General features: G+C 73.3%; 26 protein-coding genes. 4 read left to right on the forward strand and 22 right to left on the reverse strand.

The window, feature by feature from the left end; genetic code table 11:
• Positions 1–82: 82 nt before the first annotated feature.
• From VSH64_RS06665 to VSH64_RS06710, 10 genes are all read right to left on the reverse strand, one after another.
• Positions 83–1,471, reverse strand: a complete 1,389-nt coding sequence (locus VSH64_RS06665; protein WP_326834595.1) for an aspartate ammonia-lyase — start codon at positions 1,469–1,471, stop codon at positions 83–85.
• Positions 1,468–2,790: a dihydroorotase gene (locus VSH64_RS06670; protein WP_326834596.1), complete on the reverse strand. Its 1,323-nt coding sequence runs from the start codon at positions 2,788–2,790 to the stop codon at positions 1,468–1,470. Before VSH64_RS06670 ends, VSH64_RS06665 begins: the two co-directional genes overlap by 4 nt.
• Complete coding sequence (locus tag VSH64_RS06675) at positions 2,787–3,647, reverse strand: iron-sulfur cluster-binding protein (protein WP_326834597.1); 861 nt, start codon at positions 3,645–3,647, stop codon at positions 2,787–2,789. The genes VSH64_RS06670 and VSH64_RS06675 overlap by 4 nt, the downstream gene beginning before the upstream one ends.
• A complete protein-coding gene (locus VSH64_RS06680; protein ID WP_326834598.1) occupies positions 3,644–4,978 on the reverse strand; it encodes a Zn-dependent hydrolase in 1,335 nt (444 codons plus the stop codon). Before VSH64_RS06680 ends, VSH64_RS06675 begins: the two co-directional genes overlap by 4 nt.
• Positions 4,975–5,439 carry a hypothetical protein gene (locus tag VSH64_RS06685; protein ID WP_326834599.1) on the reverse strand — a complete coding sequence of 155 codons (465 nt, stop codon included), beginning with the start codon at positions 5,437–5,439 and terminating at the stop codon, positions 4,975–4,977. The genes VSH64_RS06680 and VSH64_RS06685 overlap by 4 nt, the downstream gene beginning before the upstream one ends.
• A gap of 25 nt (positions 5,440–5,464) precedes the next feature.
• On the reverse strand, positions 5,465–5,905 hold the full coding sequence (locus VSH64_RS06690; protein WP_326834600.1) for a type I phosphoribosyltransferase: 441 nt from the start codon (positions 5,903–5,905) through the stop codon (positions 5,465–5,467).
• On the reverse strand, positions 5,902–6,699 hold the full coding sequence (locus tag VSH64_RS06695; protein ID WP_326834601.1) for an IclR family transcriptional regulator: 798 nt from the start codon (positions 6,697–6,699) through the stop codon (positions 5,902–5,904). Before VSH64_RS06695 ends, VSH64_RS06690 begins: the two co-directional genes overlap by 4 nt.
• A 25-nt stretch (positions 6,700–6,724) precedes the next feature.
• Positions 6,725–7,981: an MFS transporter gene (locus VSH64_RS06700; RefSeq protein WP_326834602.1), complete on the reverse strand. Its 1,257-nt coding sequence runs from the start codon at positions 7,979–7,981 to the stop codon at positions 6,725–6,727.
• An 83-nt stretch (positions 7,982–8,064) separates the two neighbouring features.
• Positions 8,065–9,039, reverse strand: coding sequence for a dihydroorotate dehydrogenase (locus VSH64_RS06705; protein WP_326834603.1), 975 nt, complete (start codon positions 9,037–9,039; stop codon positions 8,065–8,067).
• A gap of 305 nt (positions 9,040–9,344) precedes the next feature.
• Positions 9,345–9,692, reverse strand: coding sequence for a cupin domain-containing protein (locus VSH64_RS06710; RefSeq protein WP_326834604.1), 348 nt, complete (start codon positions 9,690–9,692; stop codon positions 9,345–9,347).
• Between the two features lie 105 nt (positions 9,693–9,797).
• On the opposite strand from VSH64_RS06710, the gene VSH64_RS06715 reads away from it, so the two are divergent.
• Positions 9,798–10,379 carry a TIGR03086 family metal-binding protein gene (locus VSH64_RS06715; protein WP_326834605.1) on the forward strand — a complete coding sequence of 194 codons (582 nt, stop codon included), beginning with the start codon at positions 9,798–9,800 and terminating at the stop codon, positions 10,377–10,379.
• A gap of 18 nt (positions 10,380–10,397) precedes the next feature.
• Here VSH64_RS06715 and VSH64_RS06720 read toward each other — a convergent pair whose 3' ends face one another.
• From VSH64_RS06720 to VSH64_RS06730, 3 genes are all read right to left on the reverse strand, one after another.
• Complete coding sequence (locus tag VSH64_RS06720) at positions 10,398–10,751, reverse strand: DUF1622 domain-containing protein (RefSeq protein ID WP_326834606.1); 354 nt, start codon at positions 10,749–10,751, stop codon at positions 10,398–10,400.
• Positions 10,752–10,968: 217 nt separating this feature from the next.
• On the reverse strand, positions 10,969–11,349 hold the full coding sequence (locus VSH64_RS06725) for a histone-like nucleoid-structuring protein Lsr2 (RefSeq protein WP_326834607.1): 381 nt from the start codon (positions 11,347–11,349) through the stop codon (positions 10,969–10,971).
• A gap of 160 nt (positions 11,350–11,509) precedes the next feature.
• Positions 11,510–12,502, reverse strand: a complete 993-nt coding sequence (locus VSH64_RS06730; RefSeq protein ID WP_326834608.1) for a LacI family DNA-binding transcriptional regulator — start codon at positions 12,500–12,502, stop codon at positions 11,510–11,512.
• A 199-nt stretch (positions 12,503–12,701) separates the two neighbouring features.
• Here VSH64_RS06730 and VSH64_RS06735 point away from each other — a divergent pair, with 199 nt between their 5' ends.
• A complete protein-coding gene (locus VSH64_RS06735; protein WP_326834609.1) occupies positions 12,702–13,445 on the forward strand; it encodes an SDR family oxidoreductase in 744 nt (247 codons plus the stop codon).
• A 65-nt stretch (positions 13,446–13,510) separates the two neighbouring features.
• Here the strand turns inward: VSH64_RS06735 and lexA are convergent, their stop codons facing one another.
• Complete coding sequence (lexA, locus tag VSH64_RS06740; protein ID WP_326834610.1) at positions 13,511–14,167, reverse strand: transcriptional repressor LexA; 657 nt, start codon at positions 14,165–14,167, stop codon at positions 13,511–13,513.
• A gap of 96 nt (positions 14,168–14,263) precedes the next feature.
• Here lexA and VSH64_RS06745 point away from each other — a divergent pair, with 96 nt between their 5' ends.
• Positions 14,264–15,826 carry a carboxypeptidase regulatory-like domain-containing protein gene (locus tag VSH64_RS06745; protein WP_326834611.1) on the forward strand — a complete coding sequence of 521 codons (1,563 nt, stop codon included), beginning with the start codon at positions 14,264–14,266 and terminating at the stop codon, positions 15,824–15,826.
• A 167-nt stretch (positions 15,827–15,993) separates the two neighbouring features.
• The gene (locus VSH64_RS06750) at positions 15,994–16,359 is read left to right on the forward strand and encodes a YciI family protein (RefSeq protein ID WP_326834612.1); all 366 of its coding nucleotides are present in this window, start codon (positions 15,994–15,996) and stop codon (positions 16,357–16,359) included.
• Positions 16,360–16,422: 63 nt separating this feature from the next.
• Here the strand turns inward: VSH64_RS06750 and VSH64_RS06755 are convergent, their stop codons facing one another.
• The 8 genes from VSH64_RS06755 to VSH64_RS06790 form a co-directional block, all read right to left on the reverse strand.
• Positions 16,423–17,358, reverse strand: a complete 936-nt coding sequence (locus VSH64_RS06755; protein ID WP_326834613.1) for an RNA polymerase subunit sigma-70 — start codon at positions 17,356–17,358, stop codon at positions 16,423–16,425.
• A 41-nt stretch (positions 17,359–17,399) separates the two neighbouring features.
• Positions 17,400–18,149, reverse strand: coding sequence for an SDR family NAD(P)-dependent oxidoreductase (locus VSH64_RS06760; protein ID WP_326834614.1), 750 nt, complete (start codon positions 18,147–18,149; stop codon positions 17,400–17,402).
• A gap of 168 nt (positions 18,150–18,317) precedes the next feature.
• Complete coding sequence (locus VSH64_RS06765; protein ID WP_326834615.1) at positions 18,318–18,785, reverse strand: RDD family protein; 468 nt, start codon at positions 18,783–18,785, stop codon at positions 18,318–18,320.
• Positions 18,769–19,221, reverse strand: a complete 453-nt coding sequence (locus VSH64_RS06770; RefSeq protein ID WP_326834616.1) for a hypothetical protein — start codon at positions 19,219–19,221, stop codon at positions 18,769–18,771. Before VSH64_RS06770 ends, VSH64_RS06765 begins: the two co-directional genes overlap by 17 nt.
• A gap of 11 nt (positions 19,222–19,232) precedes the next feature.
• Positions 19,233–20,543: a hypothetical protein gene (locus VSH64_RS06775; protein ID WP_326834617.1), complete on the reverse strand. Its 1,311-nt coding sequence runs from the start codon at positions 20,541–20,543 to the stop codon at positions 19,233–19,235.
• A 13-nt stretch (positions 20,544–20,556) separates the two neighbouring features.
• Entirely contained in the window at positions 20,557–21,048 is a 492-nt protein-coding gene (locus VSH64_RS06780) for a DUF1269 domain-containing protein (protein WP_326834618.1), read from the reverse strand.
• Positions 21,045–21,749: an HD domain-containing protein gene (locus tag VSH64_RS06785; RefSeq protein ID WP_326834619.1), complete on the reverse strand. Its 705-nt coding sequence runs from the start codon at positions 21,747–21,749 to the stop codon at positions 21,045–21,047. Before VSH64_RS06785 ends, VSH64_RS06780 begins: the two co-directional genes overlap by 4 nt.
• Positions 21,715–22,185: a DUF7144 family membrane protein gene (locus tag VSH64_RS06790; protein WP_326834620.1), complete on the reverse strand. Its 471-nt coding sequence runs from the start codon at positions 22,183–22,185 to the stop codon at positions 21,715–21,717. Before VSH64_RS06790 ends, VSH64_RS06785 begins: the two co-directional genes overlap by 35 nt.
• Positions 22,186–22,208: the final 23 nt, after the last annotated feature.

The following is a 22,208-nucleotide window of genomic DNA, read 5'->3' on the forward strand; positions in this document are numbered from 1 at the left end:
GGCCTCCACGTGTCACCCGATGGAGGTTTCATTGCAGTACACCCAGGTAAACGTGGGGTAAACGAAGGCGGTCGCGACGGTGTCAGCGCGCGGCGCCGGTCGGCAGGCCCAGCAGCGTGTCGAGCTGTTCGGCGGTGAGCAGGCCGTCGTCGACCACGAGCTCGTGGATCGACCGGCCGGTGGCCGCCGCCCGCTTCGCCAGTGCGCTGGCCGCTTCGTAGCCGATCACGGGGTTCAGCGCGGTGACGAGCCCGATGGACTCGCGGACCTGCCGGCTCAGGTAGTCGGTGTTCGCGGTGATGCCGGTGATGCACCGGCGCGCCAGCGTGCGCGCGCCGGTGGTGAGGTGGCGCAGCGACTTCAGCAGCGAGTGCGCGATGATCGGCTCGAACGCGTTGAGCTGCAGCTGCCCGGCCTCGGCGGCGAGCGTCACGGTGGTGTCGTTGCCGATCACCTCGAACGCGATCTGGTTCACCACCTCGGGGATCACCGGGTTGACCTTGCCCGGCATGATGCTCGATCCGGCCTGCGCCTTCGGCAGCCGGATCTCGTTGAACCCGGCCTGTGGGCCCGAGGACAGCAGACGAAGGTCGTTGCAGGTCTTGGAGAGTTTCACCGCGACGCGCTTGAGCACGCCCGAGAGCTGCACGAACACGCCGACGTCGGCGGTGGCCTCCACGAGGTCGGAAGCGGTCACGAGCGGCTGCCCGGTAAGCCGCGCGAGGTGCGCGCAGGCCAGGCGCGCGTAGTCGGGGTGGGCGTTGAGGCCGGTGCCGATCGCGGTGCCGCCGAGGTTGATCTCGTTGAGCAGCGTGAGCGCCTCGGCCAGCCGCAGCTCGTCTTCGCCGAGGGTCACGGCGAACGCGGTGAACTCCTGGCCCAGCGTCATCGGCACCGCGTCCTGCAGCTGCGTGCGCCCGATCTTCACCACCTCGGCGAACTCGCGGCCCTTGGCGTGCAACGCGGTGCGCAGCTCGGCCATCGCGTCGAGCAGTTCGGTCGCGGCCGCGTGCACGGCGAGCTTCACCGCGGTGGGGTAGACGTCGTTGGTCGACTGGCCGAGGTTCACGTCGTCGATCGGGTGCACGTGGGCGTAGTCGCCGCGCGGGCGCCCGAGCAGCTCCAGCGCGCGGTTCGCCACCACCTCGTTCACGTTCATGTTCGACGACGTGCCGGCCCCGCCCTGGATCACGTCCACGGTGAACTGTTCGTGCAGCGCGCCGCCGGCGATCTCTTCGCAGGCGGCGACGATCGCGGCGGCCTTGCCCGAAGGCAGGAGCCCGACGTCGTGGTTGGCCAACGCGGCCGCGCGCTTCACCTGCGCCAGCGCGACCACGAGCTCGGGATGGGTGGCCAGCGGCAGGCCGCTGATCGGGAAGTTGGCCATGGCGCGGCGCGTGTGCACGCCGTAGTACGCGTCGGCGGGCACGGCGAGCTCGCCGAGCAGATCGCGTTCGGTGCGGGTGGTCATCGGGTGCTCCCGGGGAAGAGTCCGCCGCGGTCGGCGGTGACGTGCCCGTCGACGACGGTCGCGACGGGCCGGTGGGTGAAGCTCAGGCCCCCGAAGGGGGTGTTGTGCGAGCGGCCGGCGGTGTCGGCCGGGTCCACGGTCCAGCGCGCCAGCGGGTCGACGAGCGTGAACGTGGCCGGTTCACCGACGGCGATCGGCCGGCCGGCGATGGCGGAGATGCCGCCGATCCGGGCCGGGGCCTGGGACATCCGCTGGGCCAGCAGAGCCCAGTCGACGCCGCGGGCGGTGTGCAGCACCTCGGCGACCACGGCCAGCGCGGTCTCCAGGCCGGTCATGCCGAACGGCGCGCCGCACCAGTCGGCGGCCTTCGCCGCGGCGGTGTGCGGGGCGTGGTCGGTGGCGACGGCGTCGATCGTGCCGTCGATCAGCGCGGCCCGCAGCGCGCGCACGTCCGCGGGTGAGCGCAGCGGCGGGTTGACCTTGAAGCGGGTGTCTTCGGACGCGGCCTCGGCGTCGGTGAGCAGCAGGTGGTGCGGCGTGACCTCCGCGGTCACTGGCCAGCCCTGCTCCTTGGCCCACCGCACGAGCGCGACGGTGCGCGCGGTGGACACGTGGCACACGTGCAGCGCGGCCCCGGCGTCGGCGGCCAGCACGAGGTCGCGGGCGACCACGGTCTCCTCGCCGGTGGCGGGCCACGGCGGCAGGCCGGTGCGCTCGGCCGCGGGGCCGGCGTTGATCTGGCCCTCACCGGCCAGCCGGCCGCACTGCGCGTGCTGCGCGACGACCGCGCCGGTGCGCAGGCCCGCGGCGAGCGCATCGCGGACCAGCACGGGGTCGTCGACGCAGCGGCCGTCGTCGGAGAACATCCGCGCGCCCGCCGCCGCCAGCTCGTCCAGCGGCGCGAGGCGTTGTCCGGCAAGGCCTTCGGTGATGGCGCCGACGGCGTGCACGCGGCACGACGCGGTGCGCTCGGCGAGGTCGAGCACGTGCCGGACCCGCTCGGGGGTGTCGGTCACGGGGGAGCAGTTGGCCATGGCGAACACGTCGGAGTAGCCGCCGTGCGCCGCCGCGGCTGTGCCGGTGGCGATCGTCTCGGCGTCTTCTCCGCCCGGCTCGCGCAGGTGCGTGTGGAGGTCGACGAACGCGGGCAGGAGCACGAGACCGCGCCCGTCGACCGGACTCGGGCCGGCGGCGGTGCCGGCCGGGAACACGGCCGCGATCCGGCCGGCACTCAGCACGAGGTCCACGGGCGCGCCGCCGAACGGTGCCGCGCCGGTGAGCACGAGGTCGCCGAGCGGGGCACCGCTCAGCGCGGTCACGACGTCGCCGCCAGGCGGAACACGGGCCCGTCCTTGCAGATCAACGGCGACTCGACCGGGCCGCTGCGGGTGCCGGTGGCGCAGCCGTGGCAGTAGCCCAGGCCGCATGCCATGTGCGCTTCCAGCGACACCTGCACCTCCGCGCCCCAACGCTCGGCCAGCTCGTGGCACAGCCACGCGAGCCGATCGGAGCCGCACGTGAGGATCCGCTGCGGCGGTTCGCTGTCCAAAGTGGACGTGAGCAGTTCGCGCAGGTGCTCCACCCCGCTGGTGGCCTCGGCGTCGGTCACGGTGATCACCTGCTCGGCACCGCACTCGCGGTAGAACCCGGCGCCGATCACGGCTTCGGGCGTGCGGCCGCTGGCGACCGCGACCAGTTTCGTCGCGCTGCCGGCGAGGTCTTCCGCGACGGTGGTGAGCGAGCAGGTGCCGATGCCGCGCCCGACCAGCAGCACGCGCCCGGTGTCGGCCGGCACGTGGAACCCGCGGCCGAGCGGGCCGACGACGAGCATCGTCTCGCCGGCGCCGAACGTGGTGAGCTTGCGCGTGCCGTCGCCGACCACGCCGTAGACGACCTCGATCGTGCCCGCTTCGGCATCGCGGCGGTAGATCGCCATCGGGCGCGGCAGCACGGGGCCGCGTTCGTCCTGGCGCGCCGCGGTGAGCATCACGAACTGCCCGGCCGCGGCGGTGCGCGCGATGGTGGGCGCGTGCAGCCGCAGGTACTGGTAGCGGTCGGCTTCCGGGCGGTGCTCCAGGATCTCCGCGTGGTGCCAGGTCGGCGCCGGGCGAGTGTCGGAGCCGGCGGGCAGCGGCGTCACGTGGTCGCGGACCGCGCGGGTTTCGGTGGTGGTCATGCGTCCTCCGATCCTGCGACGGGGAAGGCCCGGCCGGGGACTGCCGGGACCGGGAAAGCGCTGTCCAGGGCGAGCAGGCTGTGGGCGAGCACTTCGGTGCCGCGGACGATGTCGGCGACGTCGGTCCACTCGTCGGGGCTGTGGCTCACGCCGTCGCGGCTCGGGACGAAGAGCATCCCGGCGGGCGTGACGTGGTTGACCATCTGGGCGTCGTGGCTCGCGCCGCTGGGCAGCACGCGGTGGGCGTGGCCGAGTTCGGCGCAGGTGGCGGCCACGACCTCGGTGACCCGCCGGGGCAGCAGCACGGGGGAGGCGTCGGCGAGCGCGTGGGCGCTGAACCCGACCCCGCGGCGCGCGGCGACGGCGTGGGCGCGCTCGATGATCTCGGCCGCGGTCTGGCGCTGGCGGTCGCTGTCGACGTCGCGCACGTCCACGTGCAACTGCGCCTGCCCGGCGATCGTCGTGATGGAACCGGGCGCGGAGTCGAGCCGGCCGACGGTGGCGCGCGTGCCGTGGTGGCGGCTGTCGGTGGCGATCGCCTCCACGAGCAGCACGATCTCGGCCGCCGCGGCGAGTGTGTCGGCGCGCTGGTGCATCGGCGTGCCGCCGGTGTGCGACGCGCGGCCGGTGAGGTCGAGCCGGAAGCGGGTGCTGCCGGAGATGAGGTCGACGACGCCGAGCGGCAGACCGGTCGACTCGAGCACGCTGCCCTGTTCGATGTGCAGCTCGACGAACGCCGCCCAGTCGGCCGGGTCCCAGCGCGCGCCGGCGGCACCGGCGGGGTCGAGCCCGACCGAGCGCATCGCGTCGGCGAGGCTGATGCCGTTCGCGTCGACCTTGGTTTCCAGATCGGCCGCCGCGGTGAGGCCGGCCACGACCCGGCTGCCGGTGCAGGCCTGGCCGAAACGCGCGCCTTCCTCGGCGGCGAACACCACGAACCGCACCGGGTGGTTCAGGCGCACGCCGTGGTCGGTGTAGAGCCGTGCGGTTTCCATGGCGGCGACCACGCCGGCGATCCCGTCGAACGCCCCGGCGTTCGGCACGCTGTCGAGGTGTGAACCGGTGCCGAGCGCGGGAGCGCTTTCCCGGGTGCCGGGCAGTTCGGCGATCGTGTTGCCCACGGCGTCGGTGCGCACGGTCAGGCCGAGGCCCGTGAGGTGCTCGGTGAACAAGGCGTGGGCCCGGCGTTCGAGCGGGGTGTGCGCGAGGCGGGTCACGCCGGGGCCGGAGTCCGGTTCGGACAGTGCGGCGAACGTGTCGAGCCAGTGGGCGATCCGCTGCTCGTCCGCGTGCAGCCGGAGGCCGGACTTGTCCACTGTGGACGCGGTCATCGCGGATCACCCGGCAGGAGCGCCGCGGTCGGCGCACCCGGCACGTCGGCGAGCGCCGGGGTGGCGACCACCGCCGCGACCACGGCGACCTCGGCGCGCGCGGTTGCGGCCAGGTTGAGCAGCGTGCGCAGCCGCGCCGGCTCCCACGCCGCGCCGAGCAGTGCGACGCGGGTGCCGGCGGCCACCGGCGGGTAGAAACCCACCACCCCTTCGAGCTCCGACGCGCGGGTCACCGCGGCGCCGAGCCGGCGGGCGACCACGTGGGCGAGCACGGCGTCGTCCGGGCCCTGCCACACCACGACCTGCTCCACGGCGTGACTGGTGAGCAAATCCGCCAGCGCGGTGCCGACGAGCTCGGTGGCGGCCGGGTCGGTGTGGGTGTTGAGCGTGGGGCCGTAGGTGTCGGGGCTGACGCCGAGCTTGCGCACTGCGGCGCCGGCGTCCTGCACGGGAGTGGTCATGGCGGTTCTCCGGTGGGTCGAAGGATCAGGCGGTGAAGGCGGGGGTGCCGTCGGCGTCGAGCACGCTGAACGGGCCCAGCGGCTCGGCGCCGCCGGCGCGCACGCGGTCGGCGAGCGCGGCGGCGGTGTCGTCGGCGACCGGGGTGATCACGGCGACGCGGTCACCCCGCTGCAGGTCGGGCCGGTTCTGGCCGGCGACGACCGCGAACGGCAGCCCGGTGTGCAGCGCCAGCGCCGTGGTGAGGGCGACGGCGTCGGTGTCGCCGGTGGTGACCAGCCGGTCGGTGGCCGTCGGCAGGTCCTGCGCGAGCACCGCCGCGGCGCGGCGCAGGATCGAGGGCCGCGTGGCGAACGCCCCGGCCCCGACCGCCCGCAGGTCGGCGCCGAGTTCGGCCCGCCGGCGCGCCGCGGCCACGAAAACACCGGTGACGTCCGCGGTGGTCGCGAGGTCTTCGTCGAGGCTCATCGGGCGCTCCGGGCGGGTCCGCTCACGGCGGTGGTGGGCTCGGCACCGGCGAAGCCGAGCTCGGCCGACAGCTCACGGGCGGCGGTGAGCACGGCGTCGGTGGCCAGCGCGCGCCCGGCGCCGTCGCGCATGCGGGTGCCGGCGGCGGCCAGCGTCACGCTGGCCGCCACCGCGCCGGTCGAGGTGAACACCGGCGCCGAGACGGCCCACACGCCGCGGTCGAGTTCGTCGTCGCAGATGTCGTAACCGCGGGCCCGCACCAGCGCGAGGTGCTCCACGAGCTCGTCCACCGTGGTCGGGGTGTCGGGGGTGAACGCGTCGAGCGGCTGCGTTTCCAGCACGCGCCGGGCCGCGGTTTCGGGCAGGTACGCCAGCAGCGACCGGCTCGAAGCCGCCGCGTGCAGCGGCATCTCCTGGCCGATGCGCACGAACAGCCGCAGCGGGTGGCGGCCCTCCACCAGCGCCACGCACACCGCGCGGGCGCCGATGAGCTCGGTGAGGAACACCGTCTCGCCGCTCGCCTCGGCGGCGTCGACCACCGCCTGGTGCGGGTTGGCCAGCAGGGCCGTGCGGTGCGGGGCCGGTTCGCCGAGCTGACGCGCGGCCGGGCCGAGGAAGTAGCGCTTGTTGGTGGGGGAGCGGGTCACGAAGTTCTCCTCCATCAGCGTGGTGAGCACGCGGTGCGCGCTGCCCACGGGGATGTCGAGCTCTTCGTGCAGCTCCTGCAGCGTGGCGCCCTTGCCCTTCGTGGCGAGGGCCCGCAGCACGGACAAGGCGCGGATGACGACCTGCATGGTTCTCCTCTGCTCGGGGCGGTGCTCAGGCGAGCTGCTCGGCGCGGCGGTCGGGGATGAAGATCATCGCGACCATGTCGAGCAGGTAGATCACCGACAGCACACCGATGGCGAAGCCGAAGCCGTAGCTGGCGGCGACGAGGGCGACCACGATCGGCGCGAACCCGCCGACGGCCCGGCCGAGGTTGAACAGCACGTTCTGCGCGGTGGACCGGATCGCCGTGGGGTAGAGCTCGGCCATCAGAGCGCCGTAGCCGCCGATCATGCCGTTGGCGAACGCGCCCATGATCGCGCCGCCGATCATCAGCGCCCACGGCGACGAGAGTTGGCTGTAGCCCAGCACCGACACGGCCGCGCCGGCCTGGAAGAGCCAGAACGCCTTGCGCCGCCCCAGTTTGTCGGCGATCTCGCCGAAGGCCAGGATGCCCACGCCCATGCCGACCACCGTCACGGCCGTCCACACGCCGGACTTCGTGAGGCTGTAGCCGAACTGCGTGGACAGGTAGGTGGGCAGCCAGATCATGATGCCGAAGTAGCCGAAGTTCTGCACCGACGTGAGCACGAGGACGCCGATCGTCGCGCGGGTGGTGCGGGCGTCGGCCACGAGCAGCTTCAGCGGTACCTTCGGCTTGCCGACCTGGCTCGCGCGGTGGCGCGTGAACTGCTCCGGCTCGTGCAGCCGCGAACGGAACACGATGGCGACGACCGCCGGGAACGCGCCGAGCAGGAACAGCCCGCGCCAGCCCCACGCCGTGAGCACCGGCGCCGACACGAGCGCCGCGAGCAGCACGCCGGCCTGCCAGCCGAGGCCGACCAGCGAGGTGGCCCGCGCCCGCTTCTTCGCGGGCCAGGCCTCGGCCGCCAGCGTCATGCCGATGCCGAACTCGCCGCCGATGCCGACGCCGGCGAGGAACCGGAACACGGCGATTTCCCAGTAGCCGGTGGAAATCGCGGTGAGGCCGGTGAACACGGCGAAGAAGATCACCGAGTAGGTCAGCACCTTCACCCGGCCGATGCGGTCGGCCAGGACACCGAACGCGATGCCGCCGACCACCGCGCCGATGAGCGTGATGGTGGCGAGCGAGCCCGCTTGGGCGGTGCCGAGGCCGAGGTCACCCGAGATGGCGGAGAGGGCGAAGCCGAGGATCAGCAGGTCGAACCCGTCCATGGCGTAGCCGAGCGACGAGGCGAACACGGCTTTGCGGGCGTAGCGCGTGGCGGCCGCGCTCGGGGCCGGCTGGGTCTCGGGTGGGGTGGTGTCGGCGAGCGTTTCGTCGGACATCGGTGGAGCACTCCTCACGGCGTTGGGGGGACAAGAGGCGTTCGTGGAATGAGGGGGCTTGGGTGGAAATGGTGACGGTGACGTCAGGTGCGCAGGGTGCCGATGAGCTCGTGGACGGCTTCGGCCCCGAGCTCGGCGCAATGGCCGGCGAGGTCGCGCACGATCTCGGCCATCGCGTACGGGCGGGTGAACGTCGCCGTGCCGACCTGTACCGCGGTGGCGCCCGCGATGAGGAACTCGACGACGTCGCGGGCGGTGCTGATGCCGCCGCAGCCGATCACGGGGATGTCGACCGCGGTGGCGGCCTGCCAGACCAGGCGCAGCGCCAGTGGTTTCACCGCCGGGCCGGACAATCCGCCGATGCCGTTGCCCAGCACCGCCTTGCGGGTGCGCACGTCGACGGCCATCGCGGGGAAGGTGTTGCTCACCGTGACCGCGGTGGCGCCGGCGCGCTCGGCGGCGCGCGCGATCTCGCCGATGTCGGTCACGCCGGGGGTGAGCTTCACCAGCAGCGGCAACGCGGTGCGGGCGGCGACGCCGGCCACCACCGCCTCGACCGCGGCCGGGTCGGCGCCGATGGCGAGCCCGCCGTGTTCGAGGTTGGGGCAGGACACGTTCACCTCGAGCGCCGCGCACTCGGCGCCGGCCAGCTCCTCGGTGACCTGCCAGTACTCGTCCACCGTGAGGCCGCCGACGCTGGCGATCACGGGGACGCCGAACTCGCGGTAGCGCGGCAGCACGTCGTGCACGAACGCGGTGGTGCCGGGGCTGGGGATGCCGACGCTGTTGAGCATGCCGAGCGCGCTCTCGGTGAGCCGGTGCGACGGGTTGCCGGAGCGGCGCTGGGAGAACACCGTCTTGGTGACCACCGCGCCGAGCTCCCGTACCGGCAGCAGCGGGCCGAGCTCGGGGCCGAAGCACCCGGACGCCGGCATCACCGGGTTCGCCAGCGTGAGCGGGCCGAGCGGCACCGACAGGTCGACGTCGGCTCCGGGCGCCGCGGCGAACAGCCGGTCGCGGTCGTCGCCGACCACCGGCCGGTCCAGCACCTCCGTCATGCGGAATCACACCCTCCATCGAACGGAAACGAGAGATGTGAGGATGAGTCCCGCTCAGTGGTGTGTCAAGGCTCGTCCGCGCTGGTGGCGGGCCTCGGGCACGGCCGGATTTTCACCACGCGGTGGCGAGTGGTGGTGTGGCTTCCGCGAGGTGGAAACGACCGTCGACGGTGGGTCAAGGATTCGCAGGTCAGCGGGTGATTCCGGGATTTTCGCGGCGGGCCCGCCGATCGGCGGGACAAATGTGCGAGTGCGAACGGGTGGCCGCGCGAGCAGCTCGGTTGCGCCGTCGTTCCGGAGCGCGCCTATTCCAGCCATTCCGTGACGAACCGGTCGTTTTCGTGGATGTGCACCGCTTCGTAGCGCTCGGGCCCGAGGACCACGAACTTGTGCGCGACGCCGGCCGCCACGGCCAGGACCTCGCCGGCCCGGCCTTCGCGTTGCGTGTCGCCGATCGTGAACAGGGCGCGGCCGCGCTGGATCACGAATGTCTCGCGGTAGGGGTGGCGGTGCAGACGCGGTCCGGAGCCGGCGGTGTCGGTGAACTCGCGGATGATCGACACGCTCGCGCCGACCTCGTGGCCCTCGACGTTGCGGGTCAGAGCCGCGAGGTCGGTGGCGTTCTCGCTGGTGGTGCTCGTCGAATCGGTCATTCCCGTCACGCTAGCCCCGCCGCCGCACATTGGGGGCGGGATTCTGTCTGTCGAGCGCGGTCCCGGTGGTCGGGTGGGGGACAGGAGTCCGTGAAAGGAGCGAGTGTGGATCTGCTGGAGCAGTACTTCGTGGCGCAGGACGGGTTCGGCGCGGTGGTGGCCGCGGTGCCGGCCGAGCGGTGGGACGCGCCGTCGCCGTGCGCCGCCTGGACCGTGCGCGACATCGTGGGGCACGTGCTGTGGGGCCGCCGGCGGCTGGCGACGTGGATCACCGGCGAGGACTACCCGGAGACGGCGGGCGCGCCCGGCGCGCCCCGGCCGAGGGTGCTGTGCGCCGGTGACCCGGCGCGGGCGTGGCGAACGGCGTGCGACGAGACGGCGCCGGTGCTGACCGCCGAAGGGCTGGCGCGGGTCAGGACGATCGAGGGCTTCGGCACCGGGCCGCTCACGTCGCTGCTGCCGGTGTTCGTGACCGACGCGCTCGTGCACTCGTGGGACGTCGCCCACGCGACGGGCGTGGCCGTGACGCTGGATCCGCGGCTGGTCACCGACACGGCGGCGCGGATGCGGGCGATTCCGTTGCAGCGCCCGGAGTTCTTCGGGCCCGAGGTCACACCACCGCAAGACGCCGACGAGACCACGCGGCTGCTGGCCTTCCTCGGCCGCCGGGCGTGGGTTCCCGCGTAACCACCGGGGACGGGCGGGTCAGGCGGGTGGGCGCGGCCCCCGCTTGGCCTGCCACGGCCACCGGCCGGAGATCTCGACCTCGAGCGCGAAGCTCAGCACGGTCCGGATGAGCACGATCAGCCCCAGCACGGCCACGTTCTGCAGTGACGAGTCGACGATCACGGTCCGGATGATGTCGCCGATGATGAGGATCTCGAGCCCGAGCAGGATCACCCGGCCGAGGTGCACGCGCAATTGGTCGTAGCTGCCGCCTCGGCGCAGCGCGGCCACGGCGTAGCGCACCAGCACCACCACGAGGCCGATCGCCATGATGGTCACGCCGAGGCCTTCGATCACGTAGGCGACGACGTCGAACGTCTCGGTGAAGCTCATCCGCGACCCCCTGTTCCGCTTCCGCGACGGCACTCGGCCCGAGCCGATCCGCGGCGAACGTACGAACCGCCGCGACGGGCTGTCAAGGCCCTCGCGGCGGAGGTGGGTTCACCGGGTGAAGCCGGTGATCTGCGGTTTTCGGATCGGGCCCGAGCCTTTTCGCCGAGGCGCGCGATCGGTCGGTGAAAATGGCGCGACCCGGTGAACCGGATCGGTATTACGCCTTCGCCTTTGCCCGGGCGCCCCGCGAACGCGACTTCGTGCCGCGGCTGTTTTCGTAGGCGGTGATCACGTCGGTGGGAATGCGGCCGCGCTCGGAAATGCTCCAGCCGTTGTCCGCGGCCCACGCGCGGATGCTGCGCGAGCGTTCGCGATCCTCGGGGGTCGGCGTGGTCGAACCGGCGCCCTGGCGCACCTTGCGGCCGCCGGTGCGGCGCGACGCGGCGATGTAGCGCGCGAACTCGTCACGCAGGGTTCCGGCGTTCTCGTCGGAGAGATCGATTTCGTACTGGACACCGTCGAGACCGAAGGGCACGGTCTGGTGCGCGACCCCGCCGTCGATGTCGTCCACCATCTGGACCAGGACTTTGTGCGCCATGGCGGGTGAATCCTCCTCGAACGTATCCGACGGCCGCGTTTTCCGTGGCCTGTGAGGAACTGTAACATCGATCCACAGTGGAACGCAGTATGCGATTCGGCCGATTCCCCGATCCGTCCCGAACATTTTCCCGTATTTCCCCTCGAGTGCGGAGGAATGGTCAGCCGAGGCCACCGGGTACGCGGGCGGTGGTGGCGCGCACGACCAGCCGCGTCGGCAGTTCCGTCACGAGCCGGCCGGCCGGGTCGGCGGAGGCGTGCGCCAGCACCAGATCCACGGCGTGGCGCCCGGCTTCGGCCAGCGGCATGGCCACGGTGGTGAGCGGGGGAGCCGACACCGCGGCGTACACGAGGTCGTCGAACCCGGTCACGCTCAGCTCACCCGGCACGTCCACCCCGCGTTCGCGCAGGCGCGCCAGCGCGCCGAGCGCCATCACGTCGTTGTAGGCGAGCACCGCGGTCACGCCGGCCGCCAGCGCCTGGTCCGCGGCGGGCGCGCCGTCTTCGTACCGCGGCGCGAACGGCCCCAGTTCCACGATCTCCAGGCCGTGGTGCGCGGCGGCGGGCCGCAGCCCGCGCAGCCGCTCGTGGTTGGACCACGAGCTCGCCGGGCCGTTGAGGTAGGCGCAGCGCCGGTGCCCGAGCGCGGCCAGGTGCGCCACGATCTCGCGCATCCCGCCGGCGCTGTCCATCACCGTGGCGCCGATCCCGGCCACGCGGCGGTTGAGCAGCGCGAGCGGGGTCAGCCCGGCGAGGTCGGTGATGGTGGCGTCGTCGATGCCCGGCGAGCACAGCAGCAGGCCGTCGGCCTGCTTGGCCAGCGTGCGCACCAGCTCCTGCTCGGTGGCCGGGTCCTCGTCGCTGTCGCCGACCAGCACGGCGTGGCCGGTTTCCCGCGCTCGCGCCTGCACGCTCTTGAGCAGCCCGGTGAAAAACGGGTTCCCCAGATCCGGCACCACGATGGCGATCGCGCCGGTCTTGCCGGTGATCAGGCTGCGCGCCGCCGGGCTCGGCCGATAGCCCAGCTCCTGCACCACGGCGAGCACGCGGTCGCGAGTGGCCTCGCTGACGCGGTCGGGCGAGCCGAGCGCCCGCGACACCGTGGCCACCGACACCTCTGCCCGCCGCGCGACATCCCGGATCGTGACCCGCACGGTCCTCCTTCGCCGACAGCCGCGGCGCGGCCGGCCTTGATTGTAGGGCCGGGCACCGGGCGCCTCGCGCTCACGTGCGCCCGACACGGAGCGCGACGGTTCCCGGCCGGTAACCTCGATTCGGGTCACCGGCCCGAGCGGACCCGGGCTCACCCGGACCGGACCCGGAGACGACCCGGGCTGACCTGGAGAGGACACAGTGGACACTCGCAGGACGGCGGTGGTCACCGGCGCGGGGCGCGGGATCGGGGCGGCGGTGGCGGCGCGCCTGCACGGGCTCGGCCACCGCGTGGCGCTGCTCGACCTCGACGCCGACAGCGCGGCCGCGCGGGCCCGCGAGCTCGACGGTTCCGGCGCCACCGCGGCCGCGTTCACCCTCGACGTGCGCGACCCCGAGGCGGTGCGCACCGTCGCGGCGCGGGTGAGCCGCGAGTTCGGCGTGCCGGAGATCCTGGTCAACAACGCCGCGCGCACGCGGAGCCGGTCGGTGTGGGACATCGACGTGGCCGAGTGGGACGACGTGCTCGCGACCAACCTGCGCGGCGGATTCCTGCTCACGCGCGAGCTGGCGCCGGCGATGCGGGACCGCGGCTGGGGCCGCGTGGTGAACCTGGCGTCCCTGGCCGGGCAGCAGGGCGGCCTGGTGGCGGGGGCGCACTACGCGTCGTCGAAGGCCGGGGTCCTGGTGCTCACCAAGGTGTTCGCGAAGGAGCTCGCGGCCTCCGGCGTCACCGTGAACGCGGTGGCGCCGGCGGCCACGCGGACCCCGGTGACGGACGAGCTGCCCGCCGAGCAGCTCGCGGCCGCCGAGGCCGCGATCCCGGTGGGCCGCCTGGGCCGCGCCGAAGAGGTGGCCGATCTCGTGGCCTACCTCTGCGGCGAGAACACCGGCTACATCACCGGCGCGACGTTCGACATCAACGGCGGCCTGTTCATGCGCTGAGTTGTCTCGGCCCGGACGCAGCGGCGGTGGTTCAGCCGCCGCGGTGACCCGGCGGCCGCGGTGACTCAGACGCTGCGCAGCACCGACACGACGGTGCCCAGCACCACGGCCCGGTCGCCGTCGATCACGTCGTAGGCCGGGTTGCGGGGCTCGAGGTACACGTGGCCGCCCCGGCGGCGGTAGACCTTCACAGTCGCTTCCTCGTCGATCATCGCGGCGACGATCTGGCCCGAGTGCGCCTCGGACTGCTGGCGCACCACCACGATGTCGCCGTCGCAGATCGCGGCGTCGATCATCGAGTCGCCGCGCACGCGCAGACCGAACACGGTGCCGCGGCCGGTGAGCCCGCGCGGCAGCTGCAGGGTGTCGTCGAGGTGCTCCTCGGCGGAGATCGGCGTGCCGGCGGCGATGTGGCCGACCACCGGCACCGCCACGGAGTCTTCGCTGTGTTCCTGCGCGGCCGTGCCGTTGAGGAACGCGCGCACGTCGATCGGCCGGGACATCGAGGTGCTGCGGCGCAGGTAGCCCTTGTCCTCCAGGCTCGCCAGGTGCTTCGACACCGACGAGGACGACCGCAGTCCCACGGCCTCGCCGAGCTCGCGGCTGCTCGGCGCGTAGCCGTGGCGCACGACCCAGTCGCGGATCGTGACCAGGATCTGCTGCTGGCGCAACGGCAGGGAGCTGGCGTCGAGATGGTCGAAGGTGTCGTCGTAGGTGGTCACCGCCGAATCGTAGAGGGCGCCGCGGCGCGCGCCGGGGACGCCTCCGGTGCGTCGGCGAAGTTCCCCCGGCCGGGAAAGCAACCCGGCGGACCGCTCGTGCGTGAGGAAAGCGACCGAACGGCCACGAAGGGGGAAATCGTGCACGGAAGAAGATCAGTGGTGCTCGCGATCGCGGGCTTGGTGCTGCTGGGGGCGGCCGCGCCCGCGATGGCGGCGGAGGGGGACGGGTACGGCGGGCTCGCCGGCACGTTCACGCGGGGTCCCGGGCACCCGATCGGCAGCGCGGGGGTGGAGCTCGACGACCCGAACGGCAACCAGGTCGACTTCACGGCCACGGACGCCGAGGGCAAGTACCGCTTCGACCACGTGACGGCCGGCCAGTACAAGGTTCGCTACCACTGGCCAGAGAACGCCGAGCAGTGGTATCCGCGCCAGACGGATCCGTACCAGGCGAAGCTCGTCGAGGTGACCGCCGGCGCGGACACCGTGGTCGACGAGACCGCGCTGCCGACCGGGTCGGCCGAGTTCACCGTGACCGACGAGCAGACGCAGGCGGCGGTCCCCGGCGCGTGCGTGTCGGCGAGCGGCGTGGGCCAGTGGGCCAACGCGTGCGCCGACTCCACGGGCACGGTGCGGTTCGACGTGCTGCGCACCGGTGCCTACCAATTCCGCGTCGGCGCCGCGGGGCACCTCGACGACGTGATCAACGCCGAGGTCCGCGCCGACGAGACGCTGAAGCTCGCCTCGAAGCTGCCGCAGCAGGCCAAGGTCACCGTGACCTTCACCGACGCGGCCACGGGCGCGCCGGTCGGGCGCGGGTGCGTGGCCATCGTGGATCCGACGAAGCACAGCTCGGTGTCCACCTCCGACATGGCGTGCACCTACGGCAGCGGGCAGGTGCAGATGGACTACCTGTGGCCGGGCAAGTACCGGTTCTTCGCCGTGCCCGGTGACGTCGCGAACGGTGACGGCGTGCACGGCAGCCAGTGGGTCGGCGCGCGCGGCGGCACGGGTGACGTCGACCAGGCCACGTGGTTCGAGGTGAAGGCCGGCCAGCCGACCGACGTCCGCGTGAAGTTCGACGCGGCCGGCTCGATCACCGGCAAGGTCACCGACGCCGCGACCGGCGCGGCCGTGTCGCAGCTCTGCCCGACCGTGACCTCGGCCTGGTCCGGCGGCAACCAGCCGTGGGGCGTGCGCTGCACCTCCACCGACGGCCGCTACACGATCGACGGGGTGGGCCCGTACGACTGGCGCGTGCAGTTCCCGGACGAGACCGGCGCCCACGCGTGGACGTGGTCCGGCGGTGGTTCCGACCGGCTCGCGGCCCGGCCCGTGCGCGTGAAGGCGGGCTCGGCGACCACGCTCGACGCGGCGCTGAAGCCGGCCGGGAAGATCACCGGGAAGGTGCTCGGCGTGGCGCCGCCGGTCCAGTGGTTCTCGGTCAACGCCTACAGCTCGCGCACCGGTGAGCCGGCGGGTCCCGACGGCTCGGTGACCGCCGAAGGCCGGTACACGCTGGCCGGGCTGGCGACGCAGAACGTGCGGATCGAGTACTACCACCTCGCTGACGGCCCGCTCGAGTACCCGCGGCCCGTTTCCGTGGTGACCGGGCGCGAAACGAGCGGGATCGACCTGCGCGTGCCCGCGAATCGGTGACGCCCGCGGCCGGGGGCGACCCCGGGTGGTCCCCGGCCGCGGTTTCGCCGAAAATCTCCGCGAACGATTTGTCGAATCGCGCCCACGGCCGTTCGACGCGTCGGTGCGGGCCGGTCAGAGCCTCCGGGAAGACCCCGGAGCCCGGCCCACGCGACCAGGGAGTGGACATGCGATTTCTCATGATGCACCGGCTGTCGGAGACGCACGCCTCGTGGAACCCGAGCCCGGAGTTCATGGCGAAGATGGGCGAGTTCATCCAGGACTCGGCCGAGAAGGGCATCCTGATCACCGCCGAAGGCGTGCACCCCTCGGAGAAGGGTGCCCTCGTGCGCAAGACGCGCGGCGGCGCGATCAAGGCCACCGACGGCCCGTTCACCGAGGCCAAGGAGGTCATCGGGGGCTTCGCGCTGCTGAACTTCGCGGACCGCGCGGAAGCCGTGGAGTACGCCAAGACCTACGCGGCGCTCTTCGACGACGAGATCGAGGTCGAGGTGCGCCAGGTCGTGGAGTTCGACGACCTGCCCACCGCGTGACCTCCCGGCCGGTCCGCCGCTCCCGGTTCGTCTGGTGGGCGTGGTGCGCGCGGACCGGCCGGGTCACCCGGTGAACATCGCGACGAGCGTCGGGTCGTTGAACGACGTGATGCGGGCGATGCGGCCGCCGCGCAGGGTGAGGACCTGCACGCCGTAGGGCTCGGCGCGTCCGTCGGCGGTGCGGTGGTGCACGACGAGGGCGGGCTGGCCGTTGGCGCGGGTCGGGGTGAGGAGCCAGCGGCCCGCGTGCAGCACCCGGGCGGCGAGGAATCCCGTCACGGCTTCGCGGCCGCTGAACCACGTCGGGATCGGCGGCATCTCGAGTTCGACGTCGGCGCGCAGCAGGCGGATCAAGGCCTCGGCGTCGGCGCGGGTGAAGGCGTCCACGTACTGCTCGAGCAGGGCCCGGTCGGGGTCGCGGGTCGGTTCGGCCATGGTGTCCTCGCTCGGCCCGGCCTCGGCCAGGTGGGTCCGCGCGCGGCGCAGGGCGCTGTCGACGGCGGCGGGGGTCGTGTCGAGCAGGTCGGCGACCTCGGCGGTGGAGAAGGCCAGCACGTCGCGCAACGTCAGCACGGCTCGTTGGCGCGCGGGCAGCAACTGCAGCGCGGCGACGAACGCGAGCCGCACCCCGGCGCGCGCGGCGGCGGCCACCGCCGGGTCGCCGCCGCCGAACTCCGGCGCCGGCTGCAGCCACGCGACTTCGGGCGCCCGCGCGGCCACGGGCACGCGGTGGTCGTCGGACGGCGCGCCGAGGCCCGACGGCAGCGGCCGCCGGGCCCGGCTCGCCAGCGCCGTGAAGCACGCGGTGGTGGCGATCTTGTACAGCCACCGCCGCACCGACGAGCGGCCCTCGAACCCGGCGAAGCCGCGCCACGCGCGCAGGTACGTCTCCTGCACGAGGTCCTCGGCGTCGTGGATCGAGCCGAGCAACCGGTAGCAGTGCGCGAGCAGCTCCGGCCGGAACGGCTCGGTCAGCGCGCCGAACTCGTCAGCCGGCATGGTCTCTCCCGTGGTGCGCGGGAGTCCACTGTAGAGCCCGCTCACGGCAGCGGCCGCACACCCGCGCCGCCGACCACGTGCTCGGGCGCCGCGGTCGCGTCGGCCGCGAGGTCGAGCACGGCCTTGGCCACCTGCTCCGGCGTGAGCACGGGCTGCAGCCCCGCCACGAACGCGTCGCGGTCCACACCCTGGCGCGCCGCGTAGGCGGTGACGCCGGCCGAACCGACGCCGGCGGTGGGCGTGAGCTGGGGGAGCAGGGTGAGGAACCGCAGCCCGAGCCCGGCGCGCTCGGCTTCGTCGGCGGCATAGCCGCGCAGGTAGCGCACCGCGGCCTTGGCGCTCGCGTAACCACCGCTGAGCGGCGAGCCGGCCAGCGCCGCGCCCGACGAGAGCGACACGACCACACCGCCGGGCGCGAGCGGCTCGCGCAACGCGGCGCGCGTCCACTCGAACACGTGCCGGGTGTCGGTGTGCCAGTTGCGGCTGAAGCTCTCCCAGGTCTGCTCGTGCACCGGCGCCATGTGCGGCACGGCCCCGGCGTTGAGCACGAGCAGATCCGGCCGGTGCTCGTGCAGCACGGCGGCGGCCAGCGTGCCGTCGGTCGCGTCGGCGGCCAGCGGCGTGAAGAGGCCGCCGGCCTCGGCGCGCACGGCGCGCAGATCCGGTTCACTGCGCGCGATCCCGACCACGCGTGTGCCGGCGGCCGTGAGCGCGAGGGCGATAGCGCGCCCGAACCCGCGGCCGGCTCCGGTGACGACGGCGGTCTCGAACGGTTCGTGGGGAACGGACATCGGACACTCCCGGAAGGTGAGGGAACTCGGTCCGCATCAAGACCGTCCGGCTCCCCGGAATCCGTCGGCGCCCGGGAGTGGCGTGCGTCACACCTTGGTCGGCGGCGGAGGTTCGGCCTCGGCGAAGCTCGTCTTGCCGAGACACGGGCCACCCGATCGTATAACGACCTATACGGCGTCCTTTGTGGACACCAGCCGGCCGCCGTCGGTCCGCCAGTCGTACACGACCGTCGTCCGCAGGACGACGTCCTGCAAGGACCGGCGGTGGGGACTCACGGCCACCCACAGCAGGCCGATCGGGAACACGACGCACAGCAGCGCCCGCACCAGCGCGCGCACCCACCCGAGTCGCCGCCGCCGGCCCAGGACCCGCAGGCCCAGCAACGCGGCGCCGTAGCCGCGCCCGAGCGTCGCCCAGGACACGGTGAGGTAGACGACCGCGACGGCGGCGGTGATCCCGCCCGCGAGAGCCGGTGGGACCGTCGGCCACCGGAACGACCACGGCGCGGCCGCGAACCGCACGGCCACCACCGCGAGGTAGCCGGCCGTGGTGAGCAGCCCGGTCACGGCCGCGTCGAGCACCGCGGCGAGCAGGCGCGTGACGATGCCCGCCGGCCCCTCAGGCGGGCCGGTCACCACGGCGCCGCAGCACGCGCTCGACCACACGCGTCACGGTGTCGTCGGCGCTCGCCCCGGCCCCGCGCACGCCCTGGATCGCTTCTCCCGCAACGGTTCCGCTCGATTGCCGCACCACCTCGGGCAGGTCCATCGCGGCCACGAGCGCACCGAAGTCGAGCCGCGCCACCACGGCGGCCAGGTCGATCTCGGCGAGCACCGCGTCGAGGTCCACGTGCTCGCCGACCAGCTTCGCCACGTCGACGGAATCGAGCACGACCCCGGCGGCCGCGGTCACCACGTCCCGCAGCGCGCGCCGCGCCACCTCCTCGGGCACGGCGGTCGTGAGCACGGCCCAGCCCACCCGGCGCAGCGGCGCCGAGGCCCACCAGCCGGCCCGCAGCGCCACCGCGCCGAGCCCCACCACCCGGTCGGGTGTGGGTCGTTCGTCGTTCACGGCGTCCCCTTTCAGCCGGTGGCCGCCGGCCGGTCGCCGGGCTGGTCGAGGAACTGGATCACGGCGAGAACGACCAGCAGCACCACGGCGATCAGGAGCACCGCGAGGCCGCTCGGGCGATCGAGGAACAGGAACACGAGCACGGCGATCGCCACCGCGCCGGCGCGCAGGGCCACGCGGTAGGAGTGCACCCACTTGCCGAGGCCGGTCGCGCGCAGGCCGCTGCGCGAGCGCAGCCACGTGAGGCCCTTCACCACACCCTGGCGAATGTGCACGGCCGTGGACGACGGTCCGGCGAGGAACGCCCCGAGCGCCACGACGATGCCGACCGCGAACAGGGTTCTCAGGCCGTCGCGCAGGAACCGCAGCACGATGTCGAACGCCGCCGAGACCGGGGCCGCCGAGCGGCTCGGCACCGCGTCGACCACGATGGTGCGCCCGATCGCCAGGCCGATGGCGAGCACCAGCATGCTGAACGCGAACCCGAGCGCCGCGCCGATGAGCGCCCGCCGTTTGTGCCGGGCGATGTAGACGCCCGCGGCGAGCAGCACGAGCGCGATCCACGGCAGCCACGTCGCGAGCCGGTCCGAGAGGGTGTACCACGACCGGGCTTGCACGAGGCCGGCCGCGTCGGCGACCTGGATCGTCGGGTGGACCTCGGGGATGCGGTTCACGATCGTGAGCCCGTCGGCGGCGAGCTGCTGCTTCGCGTCGTCGATGAACGGCGCGAGGTCGAGCACGACCTTGTCGCCCTGGATCGCGATCGCCGACGCCGATCCGTCGAGCACCGCGACCGCCTGCTGGTGCGCCGTGCGGATCACGCGGTCCCAGGTCTGCGCGATCCGGTCGCTGGCGACGAGGGTCGCGACCCGGCCGTGCACGAAGCTCTGCACGCCCGACGCGAGCGGACCGGTGAGGGCGTCCAGCCGGTCGGTCACGGCCGGCGGCACACCCTGGGCCGCGAGCGCGCCGACCGCGTCGGTCGCGATGGCCTGCACGTTGATGTTCGTGAAGATCGCCTCGGTGACGCGGTCGGTCACGGCGGCTTGCACGGCCGGGTCGCGGATCAGCGGGCTCATCGTCGCGGTGAACCGGTCGGTGTCGGAGATCTGGTTGTGCACCCACACCGAGGCGAGGGCGAGCGGGGCGAGGATGCACCCGAGCACGATGAGGATCGCCGACACCACGGGCCGCCAGGCGAACCGGCGGCGCTCGCGCGTGGCGCGCAGCTGCGCCACCTCGACGCGCAGCCGGGCCAGCTCGGCGCGCTCGTCGGGCGTGGGCTCCGTGAGGTGGGCGGTGGTGCCCGGGTTCTCCGACATGACCGGCGCCGGCTCAGCCGGCCATCATCTCGCGCAGCGCGGTTTCCTGCTCCGCGGACAGGTTCGACTGGATCAGCTCGGGCTTGTGGCCGCCGGCCTCGATCGCGTCTCGCACCTTGTCCACGACCGCGTCGCTGGACATCAGGAACAGAGCCGATGTGCCCGGGGTGATCCGGTCGCGCACGGACTTGATGAAGTCGTCGTCGATGCCGACGTCGGTCAGCGAACCGGCGAGCGCGCCGGCGGCCGCGCCGATCGCGGCACCGATGAGCGGCACGAGGAAGATCAGGCCGAACAGCATGCCCCAGAACATCCCGCCCATCGCGCCACCGGCGGTGAGGTTGCGCAGCTGGCGGGTCTTCGGCTTCTTCGCACCCGGCGTCCAGGACACGGTGGCCGCGTCGTGGATCGAGATGAGTTCCTGCTTCGCCAGGCCCTTGAGGGTGTTCACCGCGTTGTCGGCTCCCTCGGGGGTGTCGAACTTCCACACCGTCAGCGTCGTCATCGTGCTCTCCTGTCGGGTTTGCGGGCTGCGCCGAGGTCACCGTCACCCCGCGGCGGCGCGGGCGCCTCGCCCCGATGAGGTGAGACCCGCCGCAACACCGCGGCCCCGAGGCGGAGCTCGGTGCGGCGCACGGCGTCGTGCCGCGCGAGCTGCCCGCCGGCGTCCAGCGCGCGCACGAGGTGCGACTGCGGACCGTGGCGGGCGCGGATGCTCGCGATGCGTTCGGCGAACGTGGTGGGGCGCCCGTCCTGGGTCGTGCGCATGTCGCAGAACCACAGGGCGTCGCGCAGCGTCGAGTGCTCGTCGGGGAACCGCGCGAGGTCGGTGGTGAGCCCGCGCTGCTCGGCCACGAACTCGGCGGCGGAGTGCCGGGCCACGAGGTTCACCAGCCGCGGCGGCGCGGACACCGCCACGAGGAACCGCGCGCCGTCGAGCGGATGGTAGCCGGACACGACCAGCCCCGGCGCGTAGCCGATGTCGTGCAGCAGGGCCGCGGCCACGAGCAGCTCTTCCTCGTCGCCGGTCAGCAGGCGTTCGCCGATCCGCCGTCCGCACTCGGCGACCCCCTGCACGTGCTGCCACCGGCGCGGCAGCTCACGCGAGAGGTGGCGCTGCGCCAGGCTCCACGCCCACGCGATCAGCGCACCGCAGGGGCGGACCGCCGGCTCAACGGCGGCGGGGGCGGAGTGCGTCGGAGGCATGCGCGACCAGCGCCCAGATGACCAGCACGTCGAGGGTGAGCACCACGAGCGCCCAGAACGGCGCCGAGGGCAGGAAGGTGAGGTGCGCCAGCGCGCTGAGCCCGGCGATCACCACGCCGGGGATCCGCGCCCAGCTCGCCCGCGCGAACAGCCCCATCCCGGTGAGCACCGCGGCGCAGCCCAGCACCAGGTGCACCCAGCCCCAGCCGGTGAGGTTGAACAGGATCGTGCCGTGCGCGGTCACCGCGTAGTAGCCCGGGTCGAGCAGCGCGGTGAGCCCCTCGACCAGGGTGAAGGCGCCGAGCAGCAACATCATCGTGGCACCGAAGAAGATCCAGCGGGCCCAGCCGGACTCCTCGCCGAACTCGGCCGGAGGCGCCCCGGCCGGATTCGACGAGGCGGCGGGTTCGGCCGGGCGGACGGCGTGGTCGCTCATGGTCGGATCCCTTCTCGTGGCCG

This window comes from Amycolatopsis rhabdoformis, from assembly GCF_035918295.1.
GTDB lineage: Bacteria > Actinomycetota > Actinomycetes > Mycobacteriales > Pseudonocardiaceae > Amycolatopsis > Amycolatopsis rhabdoformis.

What these genes read in the sequence shown, in the direction of transcription:
- VSH64_RS06690 (WP_326834600.1), bottom strand. Translation starts at nt 5,905, where the DNA reads ATGAGCCTCGACGAAGACCTCGCGACCACCGCGGACGTCACCGGTGTT.
- VSH64_RS06785 (WP_326834619.1), bottom strand. Translation starts at nt 21,749, where the DNA reads ATGCCTCCGACGCACTCCGCCCCCGCCGCCGTTGAGCCGGCGGTCCGC.
- VSH64_RS06665 (WP_326834595.1), bottom strand. Translation starts at nt 1,471, where the DNA reads ATGACCACCCGCACCGAACGCGATCTGCTCGGCGAGCTCGCCGTGCCC.
- VSH64_RS06780 (WP_326834618.1), bottom strand. Translation starts at nt 21,048, where the DNA reads ATGACGACGCTGACGGTGTGGAAGTTCGACACCCCCGAGGGAGCCGAC.
- VSH64_RS06755 (WP_326834613.1), bottom strand. Translation starts at nt 17,358, where the DNA reads ATGCCGGCTGACGAGTTCGGCGCGCTGACCGAGCCGTTCCGGCCGGAG.
- VSH64_RS06710 (WP_326834604.1), bottom strand. Translation starts at nt 9,692, where the DNA reads ATGACCGATTCGACGAGCACCACCAGCGAGAACGCCACCGACCTCGCG.
- VSH64_RS06705 (WP_326834603.1), bottom strand. Translation starts at nt 9,039, where the DNA reads ATGACGGAGGTGCTGGACCGGCCGGTGGTCGGCGACGACCGCGACCGG.
- VSH64_RS06675 (WP_326834597.1), bottom strand. Translation starts at nt 3,647, where the DNA reads ATGACCACCACCGAAACCCGCGCGGTCCGCGACCACGTGACGCCGCTG.
- VSH64_RS06685 (WP_326834599.1), bottom strand. Translation starts at nt 5,439, where the DNA reads ATGACCACTCCCGTGCAGGACGCCGGCGCCGCAGTGCGCAAGCTCGGC.
- VSH64_RS06720 (WP_326834606.1), bottom strand. Translation starts at nt 10,751, where the DNA reads ATGAGCTTCACCGAGACGTTCGACGTCGTCGCCTACGTGATCGAAGGC.
- VSH64_RS06790 (WP_326834620.1), bottom strand. Translation starts at nt 22,185, where the DNA reads ATGAGCGACCACGCCGTCCGCCCGGCCGAACCCGCCGCCTCGTCGAAT.
- VSH64_RS06775 (WP_326834617.1), bottom strand. Translation starts at nt 20,543, where the DNA reads ATGTCGGAGAACCCGGGCACCACCGCCCACCTCACGGAGCCCACGCCC.
- VSH64_RS06750 (WP_326834612.1), top strand. Translation starts at nt 15,994, where the DNA reads ATGCGATTTCTCATGATGCACCGGCTGTCGGAGACGCACGCCTCGTGG.
- VSH64_RS06700 (WP_326834602.1), bottom strand. Translation starts at nt 7,981, where the DNA reads ATGTCCGACGAAACGCTCGCCGACACCACCCCACCCGAGACCCAGCCG.
- VSH64_RS06680 (WP_326834598.1), bottom strand. Translation starts at nt 4,978, where the DNA reads ATGACCGCGTCCACAGTGGACAAGTCCGGCCTCCGGCTGCACGCGGAC.
- VSH64_RS06760 (WP_326834614.1), bottom strand. Translation starts at nt 18,149, where the DNA reads ATGTCCGTTCCCCACGAACCGTTCGAGACCGCCGTCGTCACCGGAGCC.
- VSH64_RS06725 (WP_326834607.1), bottom strand. Translation starts at nt 11,349, where the DNA reads ATGGCGCACAAAGTCCTGGTCCAGATGGTGGACGACATCGACGGCGGG.
- VSH64_RS06695 (WP_326834601.1), bottom strand. Translation starts at nt 6,699, where the DNA reads ATGCAGGTCGTCATCCGCGCCTTGTCCGTGCTGCGGGCCCTCGCCACG.